The following is a 12,222-nucleotide window of genomic DNA, read 5'->3' as shown; positions in this document are numbered from 1 at the left end:
ACGGTAGGCAAACAGCGTCAGAACAGCGTCAGAGCAGCGCGAAAGCGCAAGGTGACAGCCAGTCAGCGAAGGGAGGAGGTGCCGGTGTCCAGCGGCTCACCGAGCAGACGCACAGCGTCCCCGAGCGTGCGCTCGGCGTGTCCGGGCAGCCCCAACTCGACGCACCGGGCGTACGCGGCGTCGAACTGCGCCCGGGCCGCGACCCCGTCGCCGACGAGCGCGGCCAGCCCGCCGAGCACCCGGCGCACCGGGCCGAGCGAGGAGCCGGTCCAGTCCAGGTGCTCAGCGTACGGGGTCAGCGCCTCGCTCACGAGCAGACCGCGTTCCACATCGCCCAGTTCGATCGCGACCTCGCCCAACCGCATCAGCGAACCGGTCCACAGCAGGTCCACCGGGATCGTCGCGAAGCCCGGCACGCACAACGCGTGGAACTCCTCGCGCGCCGACTTGGGGTCGGTCGACGCGGACGCCGCCCAGCAGGACTGAATCCGCCACCAGGACACGTCCCGCGACCAGTCCGCGGCCACCGCGGCGCGGCGCGCCATCATGCCCAACCGGCCCTGTTCCCAACGCACCGCCAGGATCTGCGAGAGGTTGAACGAGCGCACCGCCTCGCGCGGCAGCCCCGATCGCCGGGCCAGCCGCAGCGCGTCGGCCAATACGTCGGCCGCGCGCGCGGTCCGCCCGCGCAGCAGTTCCAGGCCGCAGCGGTAGATCAGCACCTCCCAGGTGAACCACGGATGCCGCAGCCGCCGGGCCACCCGCTGCGCCTGCGCGTACTCGCGCTCGGCGGCCGGGATCGAGCCGCGCACCACCAGGTCGTAGGCCTGGTTCAAGTGGCTGCGAAACAGCGACTCCTGATCACCAGTCAGTCCGGAGAGCACGGTCAACTCGCCGCTCATCCGCAGCCGTTCCTCGACCAGATCCGGGCCGGAGGCGGCCAGGTGGTGTGCTTCCAGGCCCTGTGCCAGCGCATCGTGCGAGCCCGATTCGCGGGCCGCGTCCAGTGCTTCGTAGAGCATGGTCAGCCGCGCCTCGCGGTCGTGCCCGAAGGTGAGCGCCACCGCGAGCGCGGCCAGCAACAGCGAGCGCAGTGCGATGTCCGCGGGCAGGCCGGAGGCGATCGGCAGTGCCGCCAGCGCCTCGCGCAGCAGCGCGACCAACTCCAGATCCACGCCCACCTGGTAGACCTGCCCCAGGCGCACCATGGCGAGCGCGACTCGGCCCAGCCGGCGCGGGTCGGACAACGCCCGGGCCTCCTCGGCGGCCCGGCGCAGCACCTCCCGGCAGCGCCGGTCGCCGCACCGGTCCAGTGCGGCGCCCCGCGAGAGCAGCAGGTCGCAGCGGGTCTCCGGGGCCGGATCGGCCACCATCGGCAGCACCTCCAGGGCCTGCCGGTAGTGTTCGGCGGCGACCTCGAACGCGCCGCCGTCGCGCGCCTCGTCGCCCGCGCGCCAGGCGTAGTCCAGGGCGCGGCGGGCCTCGCCGAATCGGCAGGCCAGTCGGAAGTGGTGGGCCAGTTCGGGCAGATGCGCGTCCCGGTCGCCGCGTGCCTCCAGGGCCAGGCCGACCTTGCGGTGCAGTTGCAGCCGGCGTGCGGTGGGCAGTTCCTGGTAGAGCGTGGAGCGGACCAGGGCGTGGACGAAGGTGAAGCGGCCCGGGCGATCGGTCTCCTCGGCCCGCACCACATGGGCACGCTCGGCATCGTCGAGGGCGTCCACGACGGTGTCGAACCCGCCCGGGTGTACGGCGGCGACCAGGTCGATATCGAAGGCCGGGCCGACCACGGCGGCCACGGTGAGCGCCTCCAGGGTGGACTGCGGCAGGCCCAGAAGCCGCTGGCGCAGCACGTTGCGCACTCGGCGCGGGACGTCCGCGGGCACGCTCTTGCCCAGCGCCGACCAGTCGCTGACATCCGCCCATTGGCGCAGCAGTTCGGTGGCCAACAACGGATTGCCGTCGCTGAGTTCGCGCAGGACGTGGGCCCGGACGCCTTCCGCGCGCGGTGGCAGCGGGCCGGCCAGCACGTGCGCGAGTTCGACCAAAGCCGCCACGTCCAGGCCGCCCAGCGGCACGTGCAGTGGATGCAGGTCGCGGTAGAGGTCGGCGATCAGCCTGGTCATCGGGTGGACCGAGCCGAGCCCGGTGTCGCGGTAGGCGAGCACCAGCACCGCGCGGGTGCCGACCAGCGCCCGGGCCACATGGCGCAGCATCAGCATGGTCGAGGTCGAGGACCAGTGCACGTCGTCGAGCAGCAGTACCAAACCACCCCTGCCGGCCGCGTGCCGGAACACTCCGGCGACCGCCTCGAACAGCCGGTAGCGCTCGGTGTTCGAGTCGGGCGGCCCCTGAGGCTGGGTCAGGCCGGCCGGTTCCAAGGGCAGTTCGGGCAGCAGTCGGTGCAACTCGCCGCCGAGGTCGCCGACCCGCTCGCGCAACTCCTCGGCCGCGACGTCGGCGAGGTGCGCGCGCAGCATGGTCACGAAGGGTTGGAACGGCGCCGCCACGCCCTCGTCGCTGCGGCCGGTCAGCACCAGCGCGTTGTGGCCGGCGCGGGTGGCGAACTCGCTCAACAGGAAGGATTTGCCGATTCCGGCGTCGCCGCTGACCAGCACCACGCGCGAGCCGACCTCGGCCCCGGTGGATTCCTCCAGCAGGCGCAATTCGGCGGAGCGGCCCACGATCGGTCCCGGCGCGCCGTGCGGGAACGCGTCGTGCGCCGAGCGGGTGGGTGCCGGGGCGGGCAGGGCGTCCCGGCCGGGAGCGGGCGAGGCGAAGCGCGCGGCGGGCGCGGGCACCGGCAGCGGTTGCGGCGTGGCGTCGCCGAGCAGGCGCAGGAAGGCCGATTCGGTCTCCGGGGACGGCCCCACGCCCAATTCGGTGGCCAACAGGCGCCGACATCGTTCGTACGCACGCAGCGCCGCCGCCCGGTCGCCGCCGGCCGCGTGCGCGGTCATCAGCAGGCGGTGGCTGCTCTCGCGGAACGGATCCAGGTCGACGAGTTGGCCCGCGCGGGTCACCGCCGCGTCGGCCCGGCCCAGGTGCAATTCGGTGGTCACCGACACCGCGAGCGCGCGCAGCCGGGCCGAGCGCCAGCGGGTGCGCCGCTCGTTGACCCAGTCGCCGTCCTGGCCGGGCAGAAACGGCAGGGCGAGGATCTCGTGCGCGTCGTGTGCCCGGGATCGGGCCTGCGCGAAGGCACCGTGCACCGCGAGCGCCTCGGCCTCGATCAGCGCGCTCTCGGCCGCCTCCACGTCGACCTCGGTGCCCTCGGGCAGAGACAACACGTAGCAGCCGGCCCGGTGCCGCAGCACCGACGAGGCGTCGTATCCGGCCTGGCCCAGGAAGCCGCGCACCCGACTGAGCACGCCGCGCAGCGCGCCCTCCCACGACTTGGGCGCCTGCTCGGGCCACAGCAGGGCGGCCAACTCCTCGCGCGGCACCGGATGCCGGCGCCCCAGTGCCAGTGCGGCGAACACGAGCTGGGCCTGCGGGCCGCCCAGGAGATCCTCCGCGGCGCGGCCCGCGGGGCCGTCTACGCAGACATGGCCGAGAACACGCACCCGGACCACCATGTGACGGACCCCCCTCCTGCTGTCGTCTTCGCGACAACCGATTCCCCGGCGCCGGTCCGGGAGCGGTTCGAAGGACCCCGCGCGCCACATGGTACGAACCGAACGGTGCAACCGGCGGCCAATTGCGCCGGCCCCATGTCACAACCCGGCCAATCACTTGATCCGTACTCGGGTTTCCCGGAGGCTGTCGGCGGCACGGCATCGTGGGGTACGGACCCGGGCGGCCGATCCCGTGCCGGGCGTGGGAGATCCGGTATCGGGGCAGCCGTCAGGTGGGCATCGGGCCTGTGGGCACTCGGGTTTCGGTTGGGGAGGGCACGGATGAGCCTGGATGGTTGGAATCTGCCGCCGGTACGCGAGGGGCGTGCCGCGTCGGACGAACTGGACGCGCGGCGACGCGGCACCGCGGCGTATCGCCAGGAACCCGAACCCGGGGTGACGGTGCGTCAGGAGTTGGTGGGCGGCGTGCCGTGCACGTTCCTGGAGGTGCCGGACCCGGCACTGACACTGCTCTACTTCCACGGCGGCGGTTACCGGATGGGCGACGCCACGGGCTGGTTGGGCATCGGTTCGCGGCTCGCGCTGGTCGCGCGGGCCCGGGTGGTACTGGCCGAATACCGCCTCGCGCCGGAAGCGCCGTATCCGGCCGCGCTGCACGACGTGGCGAACGTGTACGACACGATCGTGGACGCGAACGGCGACGCGCATCCGGCTCCGTTCGTGGGCGGCGACTCGGCCGGCGGCGGGCTCGCGGCGGCGCTGGCCATCGCGGCCCGGGGCGCCCGGGTGCCGCTGCCGTCCGGCCTGGTGCTGCTGTCGCCGTGGCTGGACCTGACCGTGACCAAGCCCACGTACGATTCGAACGCGGCCACCGACCAACTGATCTCGAAGAAGTCGCTGCGCGAGGCCGCCGAGCTCTACCTGCAACTGCACGACCCGGGTGATCCGTTGGCGTCGCCGCTGTTCGCCGACCTGTCCGGCCTGCCGCCGGTCCTGCTCCTGGCCTCCTGCCACGAGGCCCTGCTCGGCGACAGCACCGCGTTCGCCGCCCGAGCCGCCACGGCGGGTGTCCCGGTCCAGGCCCACCTGGTCCCCGACGTCCCGCACGCCTGGCCCGCGATCGACCCGGCGATGCCCGAATCCCAGGAAGCCATCGGCACCATCGCCCGCTTCCTGACCACAAGGGCGATGGAGGCCTGAACCCACCAAGGGCCTCGGGGCGCCATCGGCCCACCCCGAGGCCCGTAAAACCCGGCCCCTAAAACCCGGCCCCGACACCTGAGGCAACGGGTGGGCGGGCCGGCGCAATCCCCAAACCGACCAACGCCCAACGGCAACCGTGCACCGAGACCGGGCACTCCCAACGAGGCCGAGCGGCCACGAGCAAGGCATCATCGACCCGTGAGCACCATCGAATACGTCCTCCCCCTCGTGGCGCACATCGAGAAGGACGACCCGCCGGCCCGAACCGACGCCCTGGAGGCCGCCGCACGCGCGGTCCTGGTCCTGCTGGCCGACCCGAGGTCCACCGACCCGGACGGTGAATGGCACGACGTCGTCGAGGCATGGCAGGGCCACCGCATCCGCAAGGTGGTCCGGCGCGCCCGCGGTGGCGAGTGGCGGCGGGCTAACACGTTGCCGGGCATCACGGTGGCCCACCGCACGGCGGAGGTTCGGGTGTACCCGCCGATCCCGCTGGACGCATGGCCCAAGGACCTGGCCAAGTTGCAGGTATCCGGTACCGACCTGGACGAACCGGCAGCGCCGCCCGCAGCAGCGTCCGGGCAGCCCGTGTTGTGGCTGAACCCGACGCTGGAGATGACCGCCGGCAAGGCCATGGCGCAGGTGGGGCACGGCAGTCACCTCGCGTGGCTGGACATGGGCCCCGCCGGGCGCAAGGAGTGGGCGGAGCGTGACTTCGATCTCGCGGTCCGGGTCGCCGAGCCGGCCGCGTGGCCCGCGTTGACCACGAGCGGTCGGCCCGTCGTGCGCGACGCGGGCTTCACCGAGATTGCGCCGGGCTCGTGCACGGTGGTCGCGGACGTGCCGTGGTCGACCCGCTGAGCAGCGCTTCCCCGGTCCGGCCGGACGGTTGCCGCCGGATTACCCGAGGTGACGTTGTGTAACCGCGTGAGTCGACCAACGGGAAGTGGGTACCCCGGGAGCGGCTTTCGGCAATCGGTGTACGCTGCAACCGAGACCCGTACGTGACCGGATCGTCACTGCCCCGGCTCCCGGGGCCCACTACGGTAGGTCACAGGCCGGGCCGACCACCCGGCTCCCGAGCCACGTGTCCAGGGGCTCCCCGGATCCGTCGGCGCATTCGATGGGGGACGGGTCGCCGATCGTTGCGGGCATCCTGCGTCGCGGCTCAGGACACCATGGGCGAGGGGAATGCCGGCGCGTGACTCTTCAGGTGATCAAGGACGATCTCCAGGGCTGGACCGTGCTGCACGTGCTCGGGGAGGTCGACTACGCGGTCGTCCCCGAGCTGCGCGAACACGTCAGACGCGCGGTCGCCGACGGCGACCACCGGATCGTCCTCGAACTCACCGAGGTGGAATTCCTCGACTCCACCGGCATCGGCACCCTGGTCGCCGCCCGTCGCCTGCTCCGCTCCACCGGCGGCACCCTGCGGCTGGTCATGCCCAGCAACAACGACCACCACGTCAACCGCGTCTTCACCGCCCTCGGCCTGCGCCGCCTCTTCGACGTGCACCCGGACCTGGACGAGGCCCTGTGTGACGACACCCCGACGGACGAGGACCTGAGCGCCGCGGGCTGATCCGTTGCGGGACACCCGGCCCAACCCCGACCCGGGTCCGCTACAGCACCGCCCCCGCCACCCTCAGCGTGGCGCCCGCCCCCGGCACGTGCGCCAAACGGGCGGCGAAGGCGCGGTACGCCGCGGCGAGGGCCTGCCTCGGGACGTGGCGGTGGCCCAGGACGTCGGCGAACCACCGGGTGAAGTCGACGAAGAGGACGTGGTCGTCGAGGAAGAGCGAAACCGCGAGAGCGTCGACGGCGGTCACCAGCCCGTCCCGCAGTGTGGTGTCCGAGCGCTCGCTCTCGATCGGGACCAGGGCTGCCATGCCGGCCGCGACCAGTGGGGTGCGCAACAGACCGACGCCGTCGTGGGCGGCGTCCGGGAGGTGGCGCAGCCGAGGTGCCGGGGTGGTGATCGTGGGCCAGTCCGGGCCCGCCAGCATGTCGGCGGCCTGCCGGGCGTCCTGCGCCCAGCCGTTCGCGCCCACCACGCCCGCCCACCGGCCGTCCGGACCGAAGCCCGGGCCGCCGACCAGAACCGGTACGCCGACCCGCCGGGCCACCTCGACCATCGCCCGCGCGCCCGGCAGCGCGGTGGAGACCATGCAGCCGATCGCGACCGAATCCGCCTCCGCGTCGGGCAATATCCGGGCCAGTTCGCCCGTGCCGGTGCCCGGCGGTAGGACCATTGCCTCGATGCCGCGTCCCCGTAACAGCGCGGCCAGGATCGTGGACGCCAGCCCGTGCCAGTCGCCCTGCGCGCAGCAGACCACGACCCGGGACGCGGAGCGTGGCCGCGGCGTCGCGTCCGCGATCAGGTGCACCACACGACCGGTGACGTGCGAGGCGCCGTGTTCGCGCGCCACGGTCCACTCGCCGGTGGCCCACCGCTCGCCCACCGTGCGCAGCGCCGGGATCACCAGGTCGGTCAATACCCGGTCGCCGGGCACGCCCTTGCCGAGCAGGTTTCGGACCAGGGTCAGTGCCTCGACCTCCTCCGCCCGCCCGATGTGCGCGAGGAACAGGTCGAGTTCGTCGGAGACCACGTGCGTCATGCGCCGTCCGGATGTTCGTCGGGAACCGGGCAGTCGAGCTCGACCAGAGTCGGCAGAGCCTCGTCGTCGTCCCGGTAGGGGATGTGAATGGCCAGCAGGACCACGTCGTCCACGACCGGGGCGTCCCCCAGACGCACCATCAGCCGCTGTTCCAGGCGTTCCACGAGCGCGTCCACCGGCATGCCCGCGCAGGACGCCAGGTCGTGCCGCAGCGCCTGTACGCCGTATGCCTCGCCGTCCGCGTCGCGCGCCTCGGTGACCCCGTCGCTGTACAGGAGCAGCGTCGAGCCCGGCGCCAGCGCCAACTCCCGCTCGCCGAACACGGTACCCGGGATGCCCGCGACGAGTGGGTCGGTGAACTCCATCGCCTGTACCCGACCCGCCGGATCCATCCACAGCGGCGGTGGATGCCCGGCGCAGGTCAGCCGGATCAGCGCCGAACCGTCGGGATGCACCGAGCAGTCGCCGGTGATCGCGGTGAGCACGAGGGAAGGGTCGCCGAGGGTCAACTCCGCGTCCAGGAGTGCCATGCGCTGCGCGGGCGCGCAGCCGGCGTTCGCCGCGGTGCGCAGGATCAGCAGCGACCGTGAGCTGAACATGCCCACCGGCGTGCCCCGTCCGCACACGTCGCCGACCGAGAACGCCCAGGTGCCGTCGATCGGGGTCGGGTGCACGGCGTAGAAGTCGCCACCGAGACCGTCGGTCAGCGCGACGGGCCGATAGCGTGCGGCGATCCGCGCGCCGGGCACCTCCGGCAGCGGGCCGGGTACGAGCGCCTGGGCCAACAACATGGTGCGCCGGTCCTGTTCGACGTACAACCGCGAGGTGCGCAGCGCGACGCCCACCCGCTCGGCGTAGTCGACGGCGAGCGAGATCTCCTCCTCGGTGAACGGGTCCGAGGTCGCCGAGCGCACGAACGTCAGTACGGAGGGCGCGTCGTCGTCGGTGTACACCGGAACCACCAGCGCGCAACAGGCATCCACCGCGACCAGATCCGCGACCGCCTCGTCCGGCACCAGCCGGGCGAGCAATGCCTGGTCCATCAGCGGGTGCAGCTCCTGCCGTCGGGTGCGCAGCACCCGGCCGACCCCTGCCGGCGCGGTCCACGCGGCCCCCAGACCAGTGGTCACCCGGGCGATCGGGGCGCCGGTGGCGGGTGCGTACGTGGTGCGCAGCCGGCCGTCCTCCATACTCGGCACGGACAGTGCCACCCAGTCGGCCAGTTCGCGTGCCGGTAACGTGGTCACCAGATCGGTGAGTCGGCGCGGATGGGTGGTCGCGGACAACAGGCGACCGGCCTCGGCGAGGAAGACCTTGCGCCTGCGCTCGGCCAACAGCGCGTCCTCGCGCCGTCGTTCGGCGGTGGTGTCCTGGATGTACCACGCGTAGTGGCCGTCGCCCAGTACCGCCCGCCGACCGCGCACGCGCCGGTCGAAGACCTCGCCCTGCCAGGTGGTACCGGTCGCGGGCAACGTCGGATGGGCCGTGCCCACGGCGCAATCCGGCAGCAGCCGCCCCGCCGCCGCGTTGAGGTAGCACACGGTGCCCTCGGGCGTGAAGACGACCACGCCGGTGTCGCCGTGTTCGAGCACCTCGCCGAGCGACCACGCGGGCGGCGCGGGCTCGTCCGGGACACGTGGCGGCTTGAAGCCGTTGGTCCGCCGCTCGGCGGCCGGCTCCTGCGTGTTGCTGCCCCGCTCGTCGCCGGAGGGGTGTTGTCCGGTCATGGTCTACGGAATCCCTTGCGTCCGTGCGTTTCGAACCGGCTCGCGCCGGCGCTCGCGCAACCTTCAAGGTACGACCGCAAACGTCGCCCGGGTGTGGGTTCCGCCGGAATCACACCTATAGGGGAAGACGGTCCACGAGGGGCCGACGCGACGAGTAGGGTGCCGATGCGGTTGTGTCGTTTCCGGGAGGGATGCGGAGTTTTCTCCCGAGACGTGCGAACCGTACCGAGCGGTCGCGCACCGCGCGACCGAACCGACACTTGATCAGGTGGAGTGCTCCCATGAGCCTTGACGATCTCCCACCGGACGACGTCGATCACACATCGTTCTCGGCCAAGCCGTGCGTCGTGCACACCGCGATGGAACCCGACCTCGGTGGCACGGTCTCCGTGCAGGGCGACATGGACATGACGGCCGCGCCGGTATTCCGGCAGGCGGTGGACCGCCTCGTCGACGAGGGCGCACGCAGCCTGCGGATCGACCTCTCGGGCGTGCCGTTCATCGACTCGTCCGGCCTGGGCAGCCTGGTGTACGGCTACCGCCGACTGCGCGACCGCGACGGCGACATCGTGGTGTGCGGTGTCGGCCCGCAGCCCGCACGTGTGCTGCGGATCACCCACTTGGACCGCATCCTCAGTGTGGAAGCCGCGGCCGTCCCCGCCGCGCCGCGCCGCTGAGCGCGGGCCGCCGCGAATCCGACCGCGGCCGGGCCCGGCCGTCGGGCTCAACGCCCCAGCCCGGCCTCCAATTCGCCCGCGCTGCGACTGCGGATCAGGTCGTTGACCGCCTCGCCCGGACCGACCTGCTCGAACAGAGTCGGCGGATGGAAGGTGACGTACATCGTGCGTCGCCCGCCCTCGCCCGCGGGCGCGGGGGAGGCGTGCAGCACGTCCGTCATGTGCACCGTCACGTCGCCCGGATCGGTGGGCACCGTCAGGTGCGGCAGTTCGGCCAGGTCGGCGGCGCTCGGCTGCGGGCAGGTGCGGCCCTGTGAGCCCGGGATCGCCTCCAGGTAGCCGTTCTCGGCGGAGGAGCCGGTCAGTTGGATGCCGATGGCCACCGACGGGCACATGATGTGATGGCCGCCGAGCCCGCAATCGGTGTGCCACGGGATGTTCGCCAGGCCCTTGAGTCGACCGGGCGGCTTGAGCAGGACCGAGATCCCCTCCATCCGGTCCGTCGACGCCACGAGATCCTCGTGCACCAGCGTGGCCAGCCGGACCAGGCGCGGGTCGTGGGCCAGCGCGCCGATCGGCGCCGAGCGCTCGCTCGCGTAGACGATCCGGCACAACACCTGCTCGCCGCTCTCGCGCTCCGCCCACCAGGACCGGTCGTCGTCCGGCCGGGCAGCGGCGGCGAGCCGATCCACCTCGGCCTCGAACACGGCGATCTCGGCGGCGGAGAACACCCCGCGCACCCGCATCACCCCGGTCGCCTCGAAATGGTCGGCGAGTTCGCGATCCGAGTGATCGAGTGTCAGTTCGGCAGCCGGGTCCACCGATCGACCGTGCCGATCGAACACTTCCTTGCCGTGCGGGAGATGGATCTCGATGCCCTGATAGAGCGCTCGCAGCACTGGCTCCCAGCGGAACAGGTCGTGCACACTGCCGCGTTCGGTGTGCACCTCGCCCGCGATGGCGAGCGCCGCCGCGGTGCGCAGCAGGGTGACCAGGTCGGTCCACGCGTCGGGGGACAGTCGCACCACGCACGTGGCGTCCTGGTCGATCCCCTCCACGATCCGCAGCCGGGAGTCGTGCGCACGATACGTCCACGCGCCCTCGCCGATCCGCATGCCGAGCGGGTCGAGCCCCCGCAGGCCCGCCTCGGCCCGTCTGCCGGGCTCACCGATGAGCAATCCCGGGACGATGTCCCGATGGTACGTTTCCGCGTCGATCCGGTCGTGCCCGAGCATCCTCGCGACCTCCTGCGCTGTACGTTGCCGCGCAGTATGCCGGGCGAACGCGGTGGGTTGCCAGAGCGTTTCAAGGTTTACCCTCGACTGGCCTAAAGACCGCCGGAATTTCACCGGGAGCCGGGGTCACCCGCACGGATCCCCGTGCCCCACAAGCCAAATGACGATCCGTCAGCTAGCCCCACCGGCCCCCGAGCCGCGCCACCGCCCCCCGATGCGGCCCCACCCCGGTCATCGCCCCCACGGCGCGTCAGCGCCCCCGCCCCCGAGTCACCTGCGGATAGGCGCGGCGCAGGTGGGTGGCCAGAGCCTCGGCCGCCGCGCGCGGGTCGCGGGCCTCGATCGCGGCCAGGATCGCCCGGTGATCCGCGCGCAACGCCCCGGTGTCCGGGCCCAGTTCGGCCACCGCGCGCTGCTGGTGCCGACGTACCGTGTCGCGCAGCGCGCGCATGAACGTGGCGACCAGTGCATTGCCGGACAACTCGGCGATCGCCGTGTGGAACTCGGTGTCCTGCTCGTTGAATTGCTCCGTTGACACATCCGGCGCGTCCATCGCGGCCACGATCGCGCGCAGCCGGTCGAGGTCGGCCTCGCTCGCGTGCCGTGCGGCGGCCTCGACCGCCCAGGACTCGATCAACAGCCGGGTCTCGACCACGTCGTCCACCGCGAAGTTGGCCAGGCCCAAGTGCAGTCCCAGTACACCGGTCAGCGCCGGGCCCGCCGATCCGGCCAGGATCGCGCCCGCCTCGGGGCCGCTGCCGGTGTTGGCGACCAGGACGCCCATGGCTTCCAGGACCCGCATCGCCTCGCGCACGGACGGGCGGCTGACCCCGAGTGCGGCGGCGAGTGCGCGCTCGCCCGGGAGCTTGTCGCCCGCCCGCAGCCGGCCGGTCGCGATCTGCTCCTCGATCTGCGCGACGACTTCCTCGAACGCGCGCACGCGCTTGACCGGGCGCCAGTCCGGGCCGTCGTTCACAGGGGCTCCTCGGGCGCGATTCCGGGCGCGGGCCGACGCCCGCGTCTTGTGGCACAGCATGACATGCCCTTAGCGTGTGCACACCACAGTGTGGTCAGACCACACGATCCGGGGTCGGACACGTCGGATCCGAGGACGCCGAGCCACGCCGGCCGACAGCAACCGACAGAACCACCGGCAACCAAGCAACCAAAGAAACCAAAAGCAACAA

Annotated in this window: 9 protein-coding genes; 4 read left to right on the top strand and 5 right to left on the bottom strand. The window is 72.3% G+C overall.

Annotated elements, in window-relative coordinates:
* Positions 1-62: 62 nt before the first annotated feature.
* Positions 63-3,563 (bottom strand): BTAD domain-containing putative transcriptional regulator, encoded by a 3,501-nt coding sequence (locus ABZS54_RS05605; protein ID WP_355531368.1) that lies wholly within the window; start codon positions 3,561-3,563, stop codon positions 63-65.
* Between the two features lie 333 nt (positions 3,564-3,896).
* Here ABZS54_RS05605 and ABZS54_RS05600 point away from each other — a divergent pair, with 333 nt between their 5' ends.
* The 3 genes from ABZS54_RS05600 to ABZS54_RS05590 all read left to right on the top strand — a co-directional run bounded on the left by ABZS54_RS05600 (position 3,897) and on the right by ABZS54_RS05590 (position 6,360).
* Positions 3,897-4,775, top strand: a complete 879-nt coding sequence (locus ABZS54_RS05600; protein WP_355531366.1) for an alpha/beta hydrolase fold domain-containing protein — start codon at positions 3,897-3,899, stop codon at positions 4,773-4,775.
* A 201-nt stretch (positions 4,776-4,976) separates the two neighbouring features.
* Complete coding sequence (locus ABZS54_RS05595) at positions 4,977-5,639, top strand: peptidyl-tRNA hydrolase (RefSeq protein ID WP_355531364.1); 663 nt, start codon at positions 4,977-4,979, stop codon at positions 5,637-5,639.
* A gap of 340 nt (positions 5,640-5,979) precedes the next feature.
* A complete protein-coding gene (locus tag ABZS54_RS05590; RefSeq protein WP_355531362.1) occupies positions 5,980-6,360 on the top strand; it encodes an STAS domain-containing protein in 381 nt (126 codons plus the stop codon).
* Positions 6,361-6,400: 40 nt separating this feature from the next.
* On the opposite strand, the gene ABZS54_RS05585 is transcribed toward ABZS54_RS05590, so the two are convergent.
* Both ABZS54_RS05585 and ABZS54_RS05580 read right to left on the bottom strand, forming a co-directional pair.
* Positions 6,401-7,396, bottom strand: a complete 996-nt coding sequence (locus ABZS54_RS05585) for a cobalamin-dependent protein (RefSeq protein WP_355531360.1) — start codon at positions 7,394-7,396, stop codon at positions 6,401-6,403.
* A complete protein-coding gene (locus tag ABZS54_RS05580) occupies positions 7,393-9,123 on the bottom strand; it encodes a SpoIIE family protein phosphatase (RefSeq protein WP_355531358.1) in 1,731 nt (576 codons plus the stop codon). Before ABZS54_RS05580 ends, ABZS54_RS05585 begins: the two co-directional genes overlap by 4 nt.
* 281 nt (positions 9,124-9,404) lie before the next feature.
* On the opposite strand from ABZS54_RS05580, the gene ABZS54_RS05575 reads away from it, so the two are divergent.
* Positions 9,405-9,800 (top strand): STAS domain-containing protein, encoded by a 396-nt coding sequence (locus ABZS54_RS05575; protein WP_355531356.1) that lies wholly within the window; start codon positions 9,405-9,407, stop codon positions 9,798-9,800.
* Positions 9,801-9,847: 47 nt separating this feature from the next.
* On the opposite strand, the gene ABZS54_RS05570 is transcribed toward ABZS54_RS05575, so the two are convergent.
* Together ABZS54_RS05570 and ABZS54_RS05565 are read right to left on the bottom strand one after the other, a co-directional pair.
* Positions 9,848-11,035 carry a phytanoyl-CoA dioxygenase family protein gene (locus tag ABZS54_RS05570; RefSeq protein ID WP_355531354.1) on the bottom strand — a complete coding sequence of 396 codons (1,188 nt, stop codon included), beginning with the start codon at positions 11,033-11,035 and terminating at the stop codon, positions 9,848-9,850.
* Between the two features lie 250 nt (positions 11,036-11,285).
* The gene (locus ABZS54_RS05565) at positions 11,286-12,011 is read right to left on the bottom strand and encodes a FadR/GntR family transcriptional regulator (RefSeq protein ID WP_355531352.1); all 726 of its coding nucleotides are present in this window, start codon (positions 12,009-12,011) and stop codon (positions 11,286-11,288) included.
* Positions 12,012-12,222: the final 211 nt, after the last annotated feature.

The sequence above is a fragment of the Embleya sp. NPDC005575 genome, from assembly GCF_040605455.1.
GTDB lineage: Bacteria > Actinomycetota > Actinomycetes > Streptomycetales > Streptomycetaceae > Embleya.
Note: the sequence above shows the minus strand (reverse complement) of the source record. Positions and strands in the feature narration are given on the sequence as shown.

Coding starts and splice junctions, on each gene's coding strand:
- ABZS54_RS05600 (WP_355531366.1), top strand. CDS start 3,897: ATGAGCCTGGATGGTTGGAATCTGCCGCCGGTACGCGAGGGGCGTGCC.
- ABZS54_RS05585 (WP_355531360.1), bottom strand. CDS start 7,396: ATGACGCACGTGGTCTCCGACGAACTCGACCTGTTCCTCGCGCACATC.
- ABZS54_RS05580 (WP_355531358.1), bottom strand. CDS start 9,123: ATGACCGGACAACACCCCTCCGGCGACGAGCGGGGCAGCAACACGCAG.
- ABZS54_RS05575 (WP_355531356.1), top strand. CDS start 9,405: ATGAGCCTTGACGATCTCCCACCGGACGACGTCGATCACACATCGTTC.
- ABZS54_RS05570 (WP_355531354.1), bottom strand. CDS start 11,035: ATGCTCGGGCACGACCGGATCGACGCGGAAACGTACCATCGGGACATC.